Below are 17,552 nucleotides of genomic sequence, written 5' to 3'. Positions count from 1 at the left end.
CGGTAGATGAGGCACCCGCCCCGTACCCTCGGGGGCCGGGCGGCCGGCGTCGGGGGGCAGGTCGGGCACGCCCCCGAGGGTACGGGGCGGGTGCCTCCTCTACCGTGGTCCGGTGCCCACACCCGACCCCGCCCCGTACACGCTCGCCGTCGACTGCGGGGGCGGCGGCATCAAGGCCTCCGTGCTGGACACCTCGGGCACCCTGCACGCCCCCGCCGTCCGGGTGCCGACGCCCTACCCCCTGCCGCCCACGCGGCTCGTCGACGCCATCGCCGACATCGCCGACCGGCTCCCGCCGTTCCAGCGGGCCACCGTCGGCATGCCCGGGATGATCCGGCACGGGGTCGTCGTGGCCACCCCGCACTACGTCACCCGGTCCGGGCCGCACACCCGCGTCGACCCCGAGCTCGTCGACGCCTGGTCCGGCTGCGACATCCGCGCCGCCGTCGAGCAGCGGCTCGGCGTCCCCGCCCTCGTCCTGAACGACGCCGAGGTGCACGGCGCCGGCGTCGTGTCCGGCACCGGGGTCGAGCTCGTCCTCACCCTGGGCACCGGGCTCGGCTCCGCCCTGTTCGACGGCGGCCGGCTCGCCCCGCACCTCGAGTGGTCCCACGCCCCCGTACGCCGGCTCACCACGTACGACGAGTACATCGGCCAGATCCAGCGCGCCCGGCTCGGCGACGGCCTGTGGTCCCGCCGCGTCCGCCAGGTCGTCGAGGGCCTGCGACCCGTCGTGCTGTGGGACCGGCTCTACCTCGGCGGCGGCAACGCCCGGCAGATCACCCCGCAGGTGCTCGCCCGGCTCGGCGACGACGTGGTCGTCGTGCCGAACCAGGCGGGCATCGTCGGCGGCGTGCGCGCCTGGCAGCTGGGCGGCGACGCCTGACGGTCGGGTCCCGGGCCTAGCCCGCGAACGGCACCGCGACGTCCAGCACCCACGTGACGCCGAACGGGTCGCGCACCATCCCGTACAGCGGCGCCCACGGCGACGGTGCGAGCGGCACCAGGACCGTCGCGCCCGGGGCAGCCGCGAGCCGCTCCCAGCGCAACGAGATCTCCGCCGCCGACCCGCTGCGCACCGACACGTAGAACGCGTCCGTGCCCGCGTCCCACGGCCGGGCCGCCGGGACGTCGAACGCCATGACGTGGAAGCCGTCGTCCGAGAGGACCTGCCCCCAGAGCACCAGGTCGGCCTCGGCCGGGTCCTCCACCGCGCCGGCGTCGCCGTGCGTCGCGATCGTCAGCTCGCCGCCGAACACGTCGCGGTAGTGCTCGAGGGCCGCCCGGGCGTCGCCGCGGAAGTTCAGGTGGGTCGTGGTCGTGATGGTCATGGTCTCCTCGATCCGGTGGTGCGCGGCCCGGTCGGCCGGCGCTGGCACCACACTGGGACCCATTCAGGACAGGTGGTGTCCTGATACCGCGGCAGGATGGGCGACGTGCCCACGACCGCGCCCCGGCTGCTCGCCCTGCTCTCGCTCCTGCAGGCGCGGCGCGACTGGCCCGCGGCGGTGCTCGCCGACCGCCTCGACGTCACCGACCGGACCGTGCGCCGGGACGTGGACCGGCTGCGTGCGCTCGGTTACCCCATCACCAGCACCCGCGGACGCGAGGGCGGGTACCGGCTCGACGCCGGGACCTCGCTGCCGCCCCTGCTGTTCGACGACGACCAGGCCGTGGCGCTCACGGTCGCCCTGCGCACCGCCGCGGCGTCGGGTGCCGGCGTCGAGGAGGCCGCCGAGCGCGCACTGCGCACCGTGCGCCAGGTCCTGCCCGCGCGGCTCGCCCACCGCGCGGACGCCGTGCCGGTCACCGTCATGACGGCCGCGGGCGCGCCGACCGTCGACCCGGCGGTCCTCACGGCGATCGGCGCGGCCGTGCGGGCGCGGGAGGTGCTGCGGTTCGGCTACGTCCGGGGTGCGGGCGACGCCGCGGCCGACGACGACTCCCCGACCCGTCGCGTCGAGCCGCACCACCTGGTCGCGAGGACCGGCCGCTGGTACCTCGTCGGGTGGGACCTCGACCGCGACGACTGGCGGGTGTTCCGCGCCGACCGTGTCCGACCTCGCGTGTCCGGAGGGCCTCGGTTCGGCCCGCGGGAGGTCCCGGGCGGGGACGTCGAGGCGTTCGTCGCCGCCCGGTTCCGCGGGGCGTCCACGACGGACGGCGCCTGGCCGTGCCGCGGGACGATCGTGCTCGACGCCGACGTCCGGCACGTCGTGCCGTTCGTGACGGACGGAGCCGTCGAGAGCCTGGACGCAGGCCGGTGCCGGGTCACGCTGGGATCCTGGTCCTGGGTCGCACTGGCGGCAGCGGCCGCGCGGTTCGACGCCGCGATCCTGCACGTCGAGCCGCGAGAGCTGGCCGACGCCTGCGCCGTGCTGGGGGACCGGTTCGCGCGCGCCGCCGCGTCGACGGGCCAGCCGCGCTCGCCCGCCTGATGCGCGCACGCTCGCCGCGCTCGGGCGAGCCGATCACCCTCCGACGGCCGACACCGGCCTGGCCGCAGGCCAGTCGACTCGGCGGTCGCGCCCCGAGATCCGCGGCGGCCGCGTCAGAACGGCGGTCCTGCCGCGGGCGGCGGCGGTCCGGTCAGGTGCAGCGTGGGTTCCTCGGTGCCGGGCCTGACCCGGAAGGCGTGGCCGGTGGCGGTGTGCCAGACGAACTCGCCGGCGGTGGGTTGGCGCACGCGCAGGACGCCGGCGGTCTTGAGCCGGTGGTGGGTGCGGCACAGCGGGCCGAGGTTGTGGGCGCAGGTGGTCCCGAGCGGTCGGGGCGGTGACCCGTCTGCCGGCGGGTCGTACTCGACGGTGTGGTCGAGGTCGCAGCGCGCGGCGGGCACGGGGCAGCCGGGGGCGGTGCAGTACTTGTCCCGGTGCCGGACGTGGTCGGCCAGGGCGGCCGGTGGCCGGTAGGTGGTGCGCCCGACGTCCAGGACGGTCCCGGACAGCGGGTCGGTGACGAGCCGCTGCCAGGTCGACCCGAGGTCCAGGGCCATCCCCCGGGCCTGCTGGGCGTCGACCGGACCGTACCCGGCGAGGTCGCCGGGTTCGTCGTCGGCGCCCAGCAGCGTCGACAGCGGCACGGTGACGTGCACGACGGCTCGCGGGCCGGTCGGGCTCGCGTGCGGGGGCCGTTCGGTGGCCTCGTCAGCAGGGGGCGCGGTCTCGGCGGGAGCGGCCGTGGGCAGGTCGGCGGGGTCGAGGTCCTGGTGGGCGCCGTCCCGCCGGGACGGCAGCACGGTGCCGTCGGGCGCGACCAGGTGCGTCCCGCGGCCGAGGACGCGGTCCACGAGCTCGTCCGCGCGCAGCTGGTCCAGGGTCCGGGGATCGCCGGCCTCGCGCGACCGTCGGGCGAGGGCGTCGAGCATGCTGTCGATCCGGACGGCCTCGGTCGCCGGGAGCACGGCCCACAGCCCGGCCCCGCGTCCTGCAGGACGCGGGGCCGGGACACCGTCCGGCAGGACCGGGCGGTGCGGTGGCGGTCGGCGGCCCCCTCGGGGTCGACCCGGTTCAGCGCCCGCGCGACGTCCGTGCGGACCTGAGCGACGGACCGGCCCGACATCCGCGGCAGGACCGCCGCCTCCACGGCGGCCGCGACGTCAGCGGGCTCGTCCCCGGCGCCCTGCACGACCGCGCGGGCCTTGGCCGGTTCGATCCGCCCGTCGGCCAGGGCGGCCCCGGTCTCGGCCAGGGCACCGGCGTACGCGCGCCCCTCCCGGATGAGCATCTTCGCCTCAGCCGGCGGCACCAGCAGGCGCGCGGACAGGTCGGCCGCGGCGATGTCGGCGTGCACGAACGCGGTGCCCTCGGGCAGCGACCGGCACACCGCGGCGATGTCGGGGTGGCGCAGGTCGGGGTGCCGCGCCAGGACGGCCGCCGCCGCGGTCTCGATGGCGTGCGCGTGCGCCCCGATGCGCCGCGCCTGCACCACGACCTCCGGCAGCTCGTAGGACGGCAGTGCGTCCAGGTCGAGGGCCTCCAGCTCGGCCAGGAGGCGTGAACCGGCCGGCATGGCGTCCAACCGCTCCCCGAGGCCGTCGCCCACGCCCGGCACGCCGGACGCCGCGGCCCGACGGCCGCCGTCGGTGTCGGCAGCGTGGCGGTCCTGCAGGTCGTCTGGCATACGAGCACGCTAGGAGCCACCGCCGCCCCACCGTCCCGCCGCCCGACGGGACCTGGGGACGAAGCACGACGTCACGCCTGTGGAGGACTCACCGCCCGCTCCCGGCGGGCCGACACCGCGTCGACCGCGCCCAGCACCGCGCGCGTGAACCCCACGGGCGCGGTGAGCGACACCAGGTGCGTCGCGCCCGGCACGACGACGAGCCGCCCGTCCCGGCAGGCGCGCAGGAACCGCCGCTCCTCGCCGCGGAAGTGGTCGTACCGCCCGTTCACGAGCCACACGGGCGCCTCGACCCGCGCGAGGTCCTCGACGGGCGTCGCGGCCCGCATGGCCCGCAGGACGTCGTCCATGACGTCGAGCGCGAACCCGCCCGCGGCCACGTCCGCAGCCGCGGACGGCGACAGCACCCGGTCGACCATCCCCTGGTTCAGGCCGGCACCGGCGTCGGGGAGCCGCGCGATCCCCCGCGCGAGGAGGGCCCACCCGTCGACGAGCGCCACGAGCGGCCGGGTGGAGCACGCGGCCGCGACGAGCCCCGCCACCTGCGCGGGCCGCCGCGCGGCGTGCGCGATCGCGACGTACCCGCCGAGCGACAGCCCGACGACGAGCGCGCGCCCGCCCACGGCGTCGACGCCGTCCGCGACGGACTGCACCGCCCCGTCGAGCGTGAACCGCTCCCCGCGTCGCGCGCCGTGCCCCGGCAGGTCGACGGCCAGCGCCTCGACGCCGTACCCCCGCAGCGCCTCGACCTGGGCGCGCCACATCGTCCGCGACGTGCGCAGCCCGTGCACGAGCACCACGGGGACGGCCATGCCGCGACCGTATCCCGCGCGCGGGGCGGACGCAGGAGGGCCCGGACCCCGCGAGCGTGAACTCGCCGGGTCCGGGCCCTCCCGGTGCTGACGTCAGGTCAGGCCTTGTCGGCCTCGTCCTTGGTGTCGGCGGCCTCGGCCTCGGGGGCGTCGGCGGCCTCCGTGGTCTCCTCGGCGGGGGTCTCCTCGGCGGGGGTCTCCTCCGCCGGGGTCTCCTCGGCCTTCGGCGCGGCCTTCTGCGCGGCCTTGGTGGCCTCGCGGACGACGGCCTGCTTCGGCGAGACGGGCTCGAGGACGAGCTCGATCACGGCCATCGGCGCGTTGTCGCCCTTGCGGGGGCCGATCTTCGTGATGCGGGTGTAGCCACCCTGGCGCTCGGCCATCTGCGGGGCGATCTCCACGAACAGCTCGTGGACGACCGACTTGTCGCGGACGACGGTGAGGACGCGGCGGCGGGCGTGCAGGTCGCCGCGCTTGGCGAACGTCACCAGGCGCTCGGCGAGCGGGCGCAGGCGCTTGGCCTTGGCCTCGGTCGTCGTGATGCGCTTGTGCTCGAACAGCGCCGTGGCCAGGTTGGCCAGGATCAGCCGCTCGTGCGCCGGGCCGCCACCGAGCCGGGGACCCTTGGTGGGCGTGGGCATGTCGTTACTCCTTGGTTCCAGTGATGGGCCGGCGGCGCACGTCAGCCGTGCGCCGCCTCCCCGGCGTCAGTACTGCTCGTCCTCGGTGAAGTCGCCCTCGTCGCCGTCGTAGTACGCGGCGGCGGTGGGGTCGAAGTCGAGCGGGCTGTCCTTGAGGGACAGGTTCAGCTCGGCCAGCTTCTCCTTGACCTCGGTGATCGACTTCGCACCGAAGTTGCGGATGTCGAGCAGGTCGGCCTCGGAACGCGCCACGAGCTCGCCCACCGAGTGGATGCCCTCGCGCTTGAGGCAGTTGTACGACCGGATGGTCAGCTGCAGGTCCTCGATCGGCAGGGCCAGGTCGGCGGCCAGGGCGGCGTCGGTCGGCGACGGGCCGATCTCGATGCCCTCGGCCTCGACGTTCAGCTCGCGGGCGAGGCCGAACAGCTCGACGAGGGTCTTGCCGGCGGACGCCAGGGCGTCGCGCGGGCTGATCGCCGGCTTGGTCTCGACGTCGACGACGAGCTTGTCGAAGTCGGTGCGCTGCTCGACGCGGGTCGCCTCGACCTTGTACGTCACCTTGAGCACCGGCGAGTAGATCGAGTCGACCGGGATGCGGCCGATCTCGGCCTCGAACGACTTGTTCTGGTTCGCCGACACGTAGCCGCGGCCGCGCTCGACGGTCAGCTCGATCTCGAGCTTGCCCTTCTCGTTCAGCGTGGCGAGGTGCAGGTCCGTGTTGTGGACCTCCACGCCGGCCGGCGGGACGATGTCCGCCGCGGTCACGTCACCCGCACCCTGCTTGCGCAGGTACATCACGACGGGCTCGTCGTTCTCCGAGGAGACGACGAGGTTCTTGATGTTGAGGATGATCTCGGTGACGTCCTCCTTGACGCCCGGCACCGTGCTGAACTCGTGCAGCACGCCGTCGATCCGGATGCTCGTCACGGCCGCGCCCGGGATGGACGACAGCAGGGTCCGGCGCAGGGAGTTGCCGAGCGTGTAGCCGAAGCCGGGCTCGAGCGGCTCGATGGAGAACCGCGAGCGGTACTCCGAGATGACCTCTTCGGTCAGGGTGGGGCGCTGTGCGATGAGCACTTCGGGGTTCCTCTCAGCGTGCGTCCGCCATATGACGCAGCGCAGGTACTCGCTGGGCGGCGCGGGTCTCGGTCCACCCGCGCGACCGGCCGGCACCGCCGCGGGCGGGGGATCGCTCCCCCGCCCGCGGCGGCCCGGCTACGGGTCAGACGCGGCGGCGCTTCGGCGGACGGCAGCCGTTGTGGGCCTGCGGCGTCACGTCCTGGATCGAGCCGACCTCGAGGCCGGCCGCGGTCAGGGAGCGGATCGCGGTCTCGCGACCGGAGCCCGGGCCCTTGACGAAGACGTCGACCTTCTTCATGCCGTGCTCGGCGGCCTTGCGCGCGGCGGCCTCGGCGGCCATGCCCGCGGCGTACGGGGTCGACTTGCGCGAGCCCTTGAAGCCCACGTCGCCGCCCGACGCCCAGGAGATCACGGCGCCGCTGGGGTCCGTGATCGAGATGATCGTGTTGTTGAAGGTGCTCTTGATGTGCGCCTGGCCGTGGGAGACGTTCTTCTTCTCCTTGCGGCGCGGCTTGCGCACGGAACTGCGGGTCTTCGGAGGCATCTGCTCGTTCTCTCTCGCTGCTGGTCGTGAGGTCGGTGCCCCGTCGCGGCGCGGGCGGCTGTCGGTCGACAGGCCCGGCGGGCCGCGGGCGGGTTACTTCCGGCCGGCCTTCTTCTTGCCGGCGACGGTGCGCTTCGGGCCCTTGCGGGTGCGCGCGTTGGTCTTGGTGCGCTGACCGCGCACCGGGAGGCCGCGGCGGTGACGCAGGCCCTCGTAGCTGCCGATCTCGACCTTGCGGCGGATGTCCGCGGCGACCTCACGGCGGAGGTCGCCCTCGAGCTTGAAGTTGCCCTCGAGGTAGTCACGGAGGGTGACGAGCTGGGAGTCGTCCAGGTCCTTGACGCGGGTGTCCGGGCTGATGCCGGTCGCGGCCAGGGTCTGCTGGGCGCGGGTACGGCCGACGCCGTAGATGTAGGTGAGCGCGATCTCGAGCCGCTTCTCGCGGGGGAGGTCGACGCCGACAAGACGTGCCATGTGCCTTTCGGCTCCTTGGACTTCGATCGGAGGTCTGCCGCACCGTCCTCCCGCGTGCTGCGGGCCCCGGCCTCCGAGCCGGGGGTTCACCGGTGGCGACCCGCCGTGGCGGGTGCGCTGCCGGTTCGGCGATGCGCTGGTGCCGGTCCGTCAGGATCCGGCGGCGGTGCTGCTCAGGTGCGTCCCGAGCGGCAGGGCGTTCAGCCCTGGCGCTGCTTGTGGCGCAGGTTCTCGCAGATCACCTGGACGCGACCGTGCCGGCGGATCACCTTGCACTTGTCGCAGATCTTCTTGACGCTGGGCTTGACCTTCATGGCCTGTTCCTCCGCCGCCGAATGTGCTTGGTCCCTCGCGGGAAGCAAGCCGACGGCGATGCTCGTTCGGTCGGTTACTTGTAGCGGTAGACGATGCGCCCGCGGGACAGGTCGTACGGGCTCAGCTCGACCACCACCCGGTCCTCCGGGAGGATCCGGATGTAGTGCTGGCGCATCTTGCCCGAGATGTGGGCGAGCACCTTGTGACCGTTGGTCAGCTCCACGCGGAACATCGCGTTGGGGAGAGCCTCGATCACGCTGCCCTCGATCTCGATGACACCGTCCTTCTTCGCCATGTCCTCCGCTAACTCTTGTCCTGAACTGCCTGTCCACGCCGTCGTCTCCCCCCGGCGGTGCCGGCGGGTCCGGTGCGGACGTGGTGGACGTGCCCTGGTCCTGACGTCCGGCGACCGGCCCGCACGCGCACGACCGCGGTGCGGCCTGCTCGGGCGGGACGTGCGACAGCGCGAGGGCGCACACCCAACGGACGATCATACGCCATCGGGCGCTCTCGGGGAAACGCGGTGCGGCTCCGTCAAGCGGACGCGCCGGTGCCGGGTACGACGCCTCAACACGTCGGCGGGGCGCGTTCTTCCCGCCCCCCGGGGCGCGCCGGGGCCGTCGACGCCGGGTGCGGCGGCCGCAGCCACCGCACCCGGCGTCCGGGCGTCACGCCCGGTGCCGGCTCCCCCTGGCGCGGCGCACCGGCCGGCCGCCCGCGAGCGCCAGCAGGACCGCGCCGAGCGCGAGCAGGACGCCCGCCGCCACGAGCGGCCACGCCGCGTCGGACCCGGTGGTCGCCAGGTCGCCGCCGGGCGCGGGCGCGGTCGCGGTCGCGCCGTCCGTGCTCTCGACCGGCTCGCTCCACGCGACGTCCTCGGCGGCGAGCACCTCGAACAGGTACCCGCGTCCCTCGACGGAGACGGAGGCCGTGTTGGTGACGTCGGCGCCCGCCGCGGTCAGGCCGGTGACGATCCGCACGGTGGCGGACTGGCCCGCGGGCAGCGAGCCGTCGTGGTCGCAGGTGACGACCCGGTCGACCGCGACGCAGTCGAACCCGGCGCCGGAGGCGGACCGGAACGTCAGCGCGCCGGGCAGGGCGTCCACGACGGTGAAGCCGGCGTAGGCGTCCTGCGTGCCCGTGGACATCACGGTGACGTCCCAGGTGATGCTGTCCGCCGTCCGGGCGACCGGGACCTTGCGCAGCGCGAGCTGCACGTCGTCCGCGAGCACCAGGCCGAAGTCCAGCGTGGGGTCGGACTCGCCGCCCACGAGGACCAGGGAGGCCGCGGACCAGGTGGCGGAGTCGAGCCCGCGGTCCCCGCCGGCGCCCGCGAGGGTCGGCGCGTAGCCGGCCAGCACCGCGGCGGACGCGAGGCGGTCGATGCGCACGACATACTCCCCGGGCAGCAGCCCGGGGAAGGCGTACGCGCCGTCGGCGTCGGTCGTGGCAGGGCCGACGGGCGCGCCGGCCGCGTCGACCACGGGACGCCCGTCCGGCGTCCGCAGCTCCACGACGACGCCGGGCAGGCCAGGCTCGCCGGCGTCCTGCACGCCGTCGCCGTCCTCGTCGAACCAGACGAGGTCGCCGACGGTGACGGGCCGCTCGACGAGGCCCGCGTCCCAGGTGTCGTCCACGTACGCGGCGGTGAGCCCGTCCGCGGCGGTGGCGGCGCGCACGCCGGGCGTGCCCGGCCCGACGGTGAGCGCCGGGGTCCGGGCGACGCCGGGGGCGGTCTCCTCGACGTCCGAGTCGGCGTCCGCGCGCGGAGCGGCCGCGGAGCGCGCGGTGGTCCAGGTGTACCGGGCGGCGTCCGCCGGGGACAGCCCGAGCTCGACGCGGTAGGTGCCGGGCTCGAGGAGGTCGAACAGCCAGCGGCCGTCGGCGCCGGTCACGGTGCTGGCGACCTCGGCGTCGGACGCGTCGAGCAGCCGCACGGTCACGCCGGGGAACGACGGCTCGCCGGCGTCCTGCACGCCGTCGCGGTCGGCGTCGAGCCACACCCGGTCGCCCAGCGCCCACAGCGGCCGGAAGCCGAAGTCGAGGGTGTCGTCGGCCTCGCCGCCCACGAGCGGGGCGGCCGTGGTGGCCGAGCCCGCGGACGAGTCGGTCGCCGCGTCGCCGGCCCCGGTGACGGTCGGGCGGTACGGCGCGAGCGCGACCGCGGAGGCGGCCTCGTCGACCGTGACGGTGTACCCGCCGGGCAGCAGGCCGGTGAAGGCGTACGCCCCGTCGGCATCCGTGGTGACCGGCCCGACCGGAGCGCCGGCCGCGTCGGTGACCGGGTCCCCGGCGGCGTCGGTCAGCGTGAGGACCACGCCGGCCAGGCCGGGCTCGCCGGCGTCCTGCACGCCGTCGGCGTCGAGGTCCACCCACACCCGGTCGCCGACCCGCACGGGCCGCTCGGCCAGGCCGGCGTCGCGCGTCGGGTCCGCGTAGTCGGCGTCCGCGCCGGCCCAGACCGGGTCGCCGGCCAGGTCGGAGACCACCGCCAGCCCGGGCGCGCCGGGCGCCAGGGTGAACGGCGCCGTCCGGCCGACGCGGGGCGCGACGGCGACCACGTCGGAGTCGCCCGCGGCGTCCCCGACGAGCGCGGAGGTGAAGGTCCACCGCTGCGCGAGCGCCGCGGGCAGCTCGACCTCGACCCGGTAGGTCCCCGGGTCGAGCGCGTCGAGGACGTAGCCGCCGTCCGCGCCGGTGACGGTGGTCGCGAGCACGGCGTCGTCGGCCCCGAGCAGGCGCACGGTCGCGCCCTCGACGGCCGGCTCGGCCGCGCCCTGGCGGCCGTCACGGTCGGCGTCGAACCAGACCCGGTCGCCGACGGCCAGCGGCCGCCACTGCAGTCCGGCGTCGTGCGACGCGTCCACCTGGGTCGCGACCAGGCCGGGGTGCGCGTCCTGCCACGCCTGCGGCATCGAGCCGACCGCGGTCGTCTCGGCACCGCCGGCGCCGAGCACCACGCCCGCGTCCACCGCGGAGGCGGGCGCGCCCGGGTCCACGACGGCGTCCGAGTCGACGGTGTCGTCGGTGCCCGTGCCCGCCGCCGTGAATCGGTACTGCGCGGCGAGCGCGGCGGGCAGCGTGTAGCCGATGTCGTAGGACCCGGCGGGCAGGCCGTCGACGAGCCAGTCCCCCGCGGCGTCGGTGACGGCCGACGCGACGTAGGTCGTCGTGCCGCCGGAGACGGCGAACACGTCGACCGCCACGCCGGCGACCCCGGGCTCGGCGGCCGTGTCGCCGGACTGCCGGCCGTCCCGGACGGCGTCCAGCCACACGCGGTCGCCGACGGCGACCAGCGGGTCGGCGCCCGCCGCGGCGACGGCGTACCGCGCGCCCGCCTTGAGCGGCACGGAGGTGACGTCGGCCGGACGGCCGGCGGTGGCGTCGGACGGCACGCGGAACGCGAACGAGCTCCAGGTGTCGGCGGCGACGGGCGCACCGGACAGCGGCGTGCGCATGGCCCACTGGACGCGGACGGACTCGCCGGAGGAGAACCGGTCGGCCGCGGCGAAGCCCACGACGAGCTTCAGGCCCGTCACCCGCGCGGCCTGGGCGGCCGGCACCTGCTGGCCGGGGGTCAGCGCGGTGGCGCTCCAGGTGCCGGGCACCGGGTCGAACGCCGGGCTGGCGGCGAGGCCGCCCTGCCGGTAGTCCGCCGTGGTGGTGTACACCGCGACGGTGGCCCCGGCCGGGAGGCCCGCGGTGGCGACCAGGGTCGGCACGACGCCGTCCCACACCGGACGCCACTGGCTGCCGCGGGCGCCGGTCGCGCTGCCGTCCATCGCCGGGTAGTCGCCGGTGGTCGGGAGCATCGTGACCATCTCGAGCCGGTCGGTCGAGATCGTGGCGCGGCTGGTCACCTGGACCTGCCACTGCGTCGTCGAGCCGGCGGTGGTGACGACCGAGCACGGGAAGCGGTACCAGTCGCGGTCGGTGGCGCCGGTGCCCCGCGGGGCGCAGTCGGCGGACTGGCCGGTGCGCGCGGGGGTGGTGCGCACCGCGCCCTGGGTGCCGGCGGCGTCGCGGACCCACTCCTCGGAGACGTAGACGTTCGCCCCGCCGATGGTGACGGCCCCGGCGCGGGCGAGGCAGGACGCGGTGGCCGCGTCGTAGCTGCCCGGCGCGCACGCCGTGCCGCCGTCGTTCCCCGTCGGCGCGGCCTGCACGGGGCGGGTCGCGGAGGCCGCGGTGGCCGTGTTCACGATGGACGTCGTCGACAGGTCGGTCGCGATCCGCAGCCAGACCAGGACCTCGACGCCGGCGCCGGGGACGAGCCGGCTGTCGGCCGGGAACGTCACGGTGAGCAGGCCGTCGCGCTCGACGACGTCGGGGTCGCCGAGCGGGTTCGCGCCGCCGCCCGCGGCCTGGACCACCACCGGGGCCTGGCCCTCGGGCGCGGCGCCGTAGATCAGCGAGCCGTCCTCCGGAAGCCGGTCGGTGACGACGAGGCCGGTGAGGTCGGCGGCGTTCGTGCCGCTCGCGGTGTTGGTGACGGCGATCCGGTACCGGACGAAGTCACCGGGTGCGCGGGACGCGGCGTCGAGCTCGGCCTTCTGCACGCGGATCGTGGCGGCGCCCGCGTGCACGGTGGTGCCGACGGGGCCGGCGGTCTGCGCCTGCGAGCCGAGGTCGGCGCGCAGGGCCTGGGCGGTGACGGAGTTGCTGATCGTGCCGCGCGCGCTCTCGCCCGGGTTCACGGTCAGCTCGGCGCGCCCCTGGTACCGCCAGCCGTCGGCGCCGACGGCGCTGGGCAGCCCGCCGGTGCGGAGCTCCTCGCGGAGCGTGCCGGCGAGCACGACGCGCCCGTAGCCCTGGCCGGGCGCGGGGATCGTCGAGCCGTCGGTGTCGAGGAACCGCACGCGGACGCCGATCACGTCGGCAGCCTGGACGCCGTGCTGCGGCGCGAGGGCGGCGAGGTCGAACGTGCCCGTCGGCACCACGGCGCCCCAGGCCTGCCACGCCTGCGTGCCGGCGTAGGTGCCGTCGCCGGCGACGTCGAGGCCGTCGCCCGCGACGAGGACCTCCAGCTCGGCGCGCTCGACCCCGGACGGCACGGACTGCACGGCGACGGTCTGGAGGCCGACCGCGTTGAAGAACCGCGCGTCGGCGTCGGTGAGCAGCAGCTGGTCGGCCGGGGTGAGGCCGAAGTTCTGCACGGACAGCGTGCTGGTGACCGCCGGCGTCGCGGCGTCGCGCTGCACGTCGACGGGCGAGACGGTCACGGTCGGGAACGCCTCGAGCTGGGCGCCCCGGAGGGTGACGGCGTCGTGCGCGGTGCCGGAGGCGGTGCCCGGCGCGCAGGTGGGGGTGCGGGACATCCCGCGGGTCTCGTCCGCGCAGACGCGCGCGTCGGTGACGCGGGCCTCGGCGACGTTGGCGACGGTGACCTCCTCGCCCTGCCCGGAGACCGCGCTCGCCTCGGGGACGTCACCGGTCACGCGGTTGTGCGCCAGGAGGCGGGTGCCGAGCACCAGACGGGCCTGGTTCGTCCAGGCGATGCGGCCGGTGTACCGGACCTGCACGCCCACGACGTCGGCCAGCGCGGCCTCGTCCGCGTCGAGCAGCTCCGCGCGCAGGACCGTCCGGTGGCTGACGCCGCCGTCGGCGGCCCGCTCGTAGACGACGACCTCGACCGCGGAGGCGCCCGGCAGGCCGGACGCGTCGGTGAGCTCGCGGACGTCGGTGACCGCGAAGGCCGCGAACGGCGCGTCGGCGTCGATCGACGTGGCGGTGTCGATGCCCCGCGGCTCGGTGAGGACGAGCTGGTCGACCCGGGTCCCCGAGGCGCTGGCGGCGGTGGCGGTCAGGGTGGCGGTGGGCCACGCGGAGGCGGGCGCGGCCGACGGGTCGACGGGCAGCGCGAGGTCGTGCAGGTTGCTGCTGCCGGTCAGCGGGCTGCCGTTGGCGTCCCGGAGCCAGGTCTTGGTGGCGGTGGCCCCGAGCGAGGCGGGCTGCACGGTCACGGTGCGCTCGCCGACCGGGTTCACCGGGCCGCCGAGGTCCACGGCCGAGCCGTCGGACGACGCGGTCCCGGTCACGGCACCGGAGTTCTCGACCGCGCCGGGCGCAGAGCCGGTGTAGGTGTACGCGTCGTTGACCGGCTCACCCGTGGCGCGGGACGTGTCCCGCAGCGCGAACGTGAGCGCGACCTTGCGCGCGGGGGCGTCCGTCGTCGCGACGGCGCCGGTGGTCAGCGTGCCGAGCAGGCCGCGGCGCCAGTCGGAGGCGGCGAGCGCCTGGCGCTCGGAATCCGGGCGCGCGGCGTACACGAGCTGCACGCCGCCGATCCGGGCCCGCAGGCTCGCCGACTGCACGGCCACGCCCGGGAACGAGCCGGCGTACGGGAACGCGCCCTGCGCGGCGGACCCGCCGAACGCGACGTCCGACCGGGCCGCGGCCGGGTTCGTCCGGTCGGCCCAGGCCGAGCCGGTCCAGACGCGGGTCGCCAGCGACTCCCAGCGGCCGTCCACGACGTCGAACACCCGCACGTCGGTGACCCGGTCGAAGACGAGGTACGGGTCGTAGACGCCCGAGGCGGCCGCGCCCGAGGTGATCGGCTGGATGCCGGACAGGTCGAAGGTGTCGTAGAAGCTGGCGGCCGGACCCGTCGCCGGGTCCGGCTGCGCGCCCGTGACGCCGTTCGCGTCGGTCACCGTCACGCTCGACAGGTCCTCGCCGCCGGTCCCCCAGGTGAGTGTCGCGGTGGTCGCGTCGCCGTTGCCCTCGGTCCGGTCGCGGTTGTCCATCGTCTTGACCAGTGCCGGGTAGCCGCCCGTGCCGGTGCCGCCGAGCATCTGCACCGTGTCGGAGACGCGGCGGACCGCGCTGGTGACGACGAAGCCCTCGATGGCCGCGGACGAGGTGATCTGGGCGACGTTGGTGCGGTCGGTGCCGTCCGCCCAGGTGCCGGCGGTGACGCCGGACCGGAGCGCGAAGGTGAGGCGGACGCGCGCGCGGTCGCCGTTGGCGAACGTGCCGCCCCCGGGGCGCGTGACGACGACCCGGACGCCGCGCCAGGCGGAGGTGTCCCCGAGCGCGGCGGTGGAGCCGGTGTAGTCGACCCACTGGCCGTCCACGGTGGCGTACTGCAGCTGCGCGGACCCGCCCGCGGGCACCGTGGCGTCGAGGGAGGTGGGCGCGAACGCGGTCCACCAGGCGGCGCCGGTGGTCCCGCCGGTCGCGGCGGTGCGGGCCGCGGCGCTGTCCTCGAGGGTCAGCGTGTCGGGCAGGTGCCCGCTCCCCCCGCTCAGCGGCCGGGCGGTCGCCTCCAGCACGGCGTTGACCGTCGCGCCCGCGGTGCGGGTCACGTACGGCTCGGCGACGTACTTGGCGCCGGCGACGTCGACGGTCGGGACGGCGACGGACACGGTGGCCGCGGTGACGGGGCGGTTGCCGCTCGCCGGGGTGCGCGGCGTGACGGCGGAGGTGTCGGTGCCGAGCCGGGTGGTGGCGACGGTGTGCACGGCGTACGTCGCGGCGGTGCTCGACGTCGCGGTGCGCGCGAGGTACGGCAGGGTGACCGAGGCGCCCATCGGCACCGCGGAGCCGGCGCCGTGCACCGTCGCGCGGAACCCGGTGACCTCGGACCACGAGGTGAGGCCGAACGCCGCCGGGTCGGTCGGCACGGCAGGGGCCGTCGCGTCCAGGTCGACGGTGTGCTCGGTCCCGCCGGCGAGCACGGCCAGCTCGAGGCGAGCGGGGCCGGTGAGGCCCTGCACCGCGACGCCGGAGCCGTCCGCGCTGTCGGTGCCGCCGGGGGCGGTGCCGCGCGCGGCGCCGAAGCCGGCGAAGGCGAGGCCCGCACCGAGCGGGTTGGCGAGGGCCGGCAGGTCCGGGTCGAGGGCCGCGTTCGTGGCGGAGACCTGCGCGGCGGTGGCCGGGACCTCGACGACGAGGGCGTCCACGGCGCGGCGCGACCAGTTGGTGCCCGCGGCGGTGCCGCGGACGAAGCCGCCGCCGTACACGGGCGCGCTCAGGCCGACGAGCGCGGTCGCGGAGCCGGCGTAGGCGCGCGGGTCGTAGATGCGGAAGCCCCGCGTGTCGGTGGTGGTCGCGGAGGTGGTGGCGCCGCGCACGGCCCGCGTGGTGGCGGTGCCCGTCACGGTCAGCGTGTTCATGTCGGAGGCGGCGGAGAAGGTCGCGGCGCCCGCGGTGACGTAGTCGGCCGCGGCCCCCGTCCGCGCGACGGGCGTCGCGTCCTGGCTGAGGTGCTCGCGCACGTCGACCCGCAGCGTGGCGGGCGACCCGGAGGCGACGAGGCCGCCGGTCGCCGCGGCGAACACGACCTGCAGGCCGGTGAGGCGGGACCGCGTGGTGGCGTCGAGGCCGGCGAGCAGGTCCGCCGCGGCGTCCGCGCCGGTGGCGGTGCCGATCGTGACCCGCGTCGGGGTGCCCGTGCCGGCCCAGGTCCACCCGGTGACGGTGGCGGCCGCGGCGCCGGCGGGCCAGGCGGTGATCGCCAGGCCGGTCAGGTCGGTGAGCATCCCGACGGTGCGCGCGGCGGGCGCCGCCGCGGGGTCGGAGCCGCCCCAGCCGAGGGTCAGGCTGTCCGCCGGGTCGCCGGTGAGCGCGCCGGTGACCGTCGCGGAGTTCGTCGGGGTGTCGGAGCCGTCCTCGACGCCGGAGAGGAAGCCCTCGCGGGACCAGGTGACCTGCGTGCTCGTGGCGAGGTTCACCGGGAAGTCGCCGGTGACCCGGATCCGCCCCTGGGTCCCGACGCCACCCGTGGCCCGCGGCGTGGCGGTGATCGTCCCGGTCTGCGTGCCGCCGCCGCTCGGGGTCACCAGCCGGGTCGACAGGCGCAGGTCGCCGCTCACCCCGGACTGCAGGCCGGTCAGGCCGTCGGACGTCTCGTTGGTGAACCGCACCGAGAGCGCGGCGGCCGCGGCGAAGTCGGCCGTCGGCGTGCCACCCACGGCGTCCGTCCAGTACTGCACCGTCGCTCCGAGCCCGGCGACGTCGAGCGCCTGGGTCAGCCGGAGGGCGTCGAGCGCCACGTCCATCGTCGCGTGCTCGCAGGACGACTCGTCGCCCGCGCACCGGTAGCCGAGGGTGCTGCTGACGGTGCCGGCCGCGGGGTTCGCGGTGTAGGCCGCGTCGAAGCCGTACGCCGGGTCGGCGGGCGGGGCCGCCTGAGCCGCCGCGCCGGAGGTCACGGAGAACCCGGTGACCGTGAGGACGGGGTCCGCCGCGGCGACGGCGGCGGGGGCACCCGCGCCGACCACGAGGGAGGCGAGCAGCGCGCCGACGACCGCCAGCACGGCGGGACGGCGGAGGCGGAGGCGGAGGCGGGACGAGGCAGGCATGCGGGGTTTCCCGGGGGCTGGCACGGGCACGCGGCGGCGGGGCGCCGCGCGGAGGGGGACGCCATACCTTCGGCGATCACCTGACCCGTCATGAGTCCGCTATGGGGTGAAAGCACCCCTCTGACCTGGTCTGTCCGCTTTGGGGTGAGGTGCTAGCACCCGCCGGGGGGACCGGATTCACCCGCCCGGGTTGCGCGGCGCCCCGGCCGGGTGACGCGCACCGCGGCCAGGGGCGGCGCACCCCCGGGGACGCCGAGAC

The 17,552-nt window shown here is 76.3% G+C and carries 13 protein-coding genes; 3 read left to right on the top strand and 10 right to left on the bottom strand.

From position 1 onward, the window contains the following. Positions 1 to 112 precede the first annotated feature (112 nt). Positions 113 to 886 (top strand): ROK family protein, encoded by a 774-nt coding sequence (locus MHY85_RS04155; protein ID WP_239193375.1) that lies wholly within the window; start codon positions 113 to 115, stop codon positions 884 to 886. Positions 887 to 902: 16 nt separating this feature from the next. On the opposite strand, the gene MHY85_RS04150 is transcribed toward MHY85_RS04155, so the two are convergent. Next, positions 903 to 1,331, bottom strand: coding sequence for a VOC family protein (locus MHY85_RS04150; RefSeq protein WP_239193373.1), 429 nt, complete (start codon positions 1,329 to 1,331; stop codon positions 903 to 905). Positions 1,332 to 1,427: 96 nt separating this feature from the next. On the opposite strand from MHY85_RS04150, the gene MHY85_RS04145 reads away from it, so the two are divergent. After that, entirely contained in the window at positions 1,428 to 2,438 is a 1,011-nt protein-coding gene (locus MHY85_RS04145) for a YafY family protein (RefSeq protein ID WP_239193371.1), read from the top strand. 113 nt (positions 2,439 to 2,551) lie between these two features. On the opposite strand, the gene MHY85_RS04140 is transcribed toward MHY85_RS04145, so the two are convergent. Beyond that, the gene (locus tag MHY85_RS04140; protein WP_239193370.1) at positions 2,552 to 3,403 is read right to left on the bottom strand and encodes an HNH endonuclease signature motif containing protein; all 852 of its coding nucleotides are present in this window, start codon (positions 3,401 to 3,403) and stop codon (positions 2,552 to 2,554) included. 71 nt (positions 3,404 to 3,474) lie between these two features. On the opposite strand from MHY85_RS04140, the gene MHY85_RS04135 reads away from it, so the two are divergent. Next, positions 3,475 to 3,999 (top strand): hypothetical protein, encoded by a 525-nt coding sequence (locus MHY85_RS04135; protein WP_239193369.1) that lies wholly within the window; start codon positions 3,475 to 3,477, stop codon positions 3,997 to 3,999. A 194-nt stretch (positions 4,000 to 4,193) separates the two neighbouring features. Here MHY85_RS04135 and MHY85_RS04130 read toward each other — a convergent pair whose 3' ends face one another. From MHY85_RS04130 to MHY85_RS04095, 8 genes are all read right to left on the bottom strand, one after another. Beyond that, positions 4,194 to 4,934, bottom strand: coding sequence for an alpha/beta fold hydrolase (locus tag MHY85_RS04130; RefSeq protein WP_239193368.1), 741 nt, complete (start codon positions 4,932 to 4,934; stop codon positions 4,194 to 4,196). A 98-nt stretch (positions 4,935 to 5,032) separates the two neighbouring features. Beyond that, positions 5,033 to 5,575 carry a 50S ribosomal protein L17 gene (rplQ, locus tag MHY85_RS04125; RefSeq protein WP_239193367.1) on the bottom strand — a complete coding sequence of 181 codons (543 nt, stop codon included), beginning with the start codon at positions 5,573 to 5,575 and terminating at the stop codon, positions 5,033 to 5,035. Between the two features lie 66 nt (positions 5,576 to 5,641). After that, positions 5,642 to 6,652: a DNA-directed RNA polymerase subunit alpha gene (locus MHY85_RS04120; protein WP_154729327.1), complete on the bottom strand. Its 1,011-nt coding sequence runs from the start codon at positions 6,650 to 6,652 to the stop codon at positions 5,642 to 5,644. A gap of 145 nt (positions 6,653 to 6,797) precedes the next feature. Then, complete coding sequence (rpsK, locus tag MHY85_RS04115) at positions 6,798 to 7,199, bottom strand: 30S ribosomal protein S11 (RefSeq protein WP_147794341.1); 402 nt, start codon at positions 7,197 to 7,199, stop codon at positions 6,798 to 6,800. 93 nt (positions 7,200 to 7,292) lie between these two features. Beyond that, positions 7,293 to 7,673 (bottom strand): 30S ribosomal protein S13, encoded by a 381-nt coding sequence (rpsM, locus tag MHY85_RS04110; protein ID WP_147794342.1) that lies wholly within the window; start codon positions 7,671 to 7,673, stop codon positions 7,293 to 7,295. A 200-nt stretch (positions 7,674 to 7,873) separates the two neighbouring features. Then, the gene (rpmJ, locus tag MHY85_RS04105; RefSeq protein WP_013117849.1) at positions 7,874 to 7,987 is read right to left on the bottom strand and encodes a 50S ribosomal protein L36; all 114 of its coding nucleotides are present in this window, start codon (positions 7,985 to 7,987) and stop codon (positions 7,874 to 7,876) included. Between the two features lie 74 nt (positions 7,988 to 8,061). Continuing rightward, positions 8,062 to 8,283, bottom strand: coding sequence for a translation initiation factor IF-1 (gene infA / locus MHY85_RS04100; protein ID WP_146838576.1), 222 nt, complete (start codon positions 8,281 to 8,283; stop codon positions 8,062 to 8,064). A gap of 373 nt (positions 8,284 to 8,656) precedes the next feature. Further along, positions 8,657 to 17,293, bottom strand: coding sequence for an SdrD B-like domain-containing protein (locus MHY85_RS04095; protein WP_239193366.1), 8,637 nt, complete (start codon positions 17,291 to 17,293; stop codon positions 8,657 to 8,659). Positions 17,294 to 17,552: the final 259 nt, after the last annotated feature.

Origin of the sequence: Cellulomonas sp. ACRRI (genome assembly GCF_022346185.1) — a bacterium.
Classification (GTDB): Bacteria; Actinomycetota; Actinomycetes; order Actinomycetales; family Cellulomonadaceae; genus Cellulomonas.
This window is presented reverse-complemented; position numbering and strand designations above follow the sequence as displayed.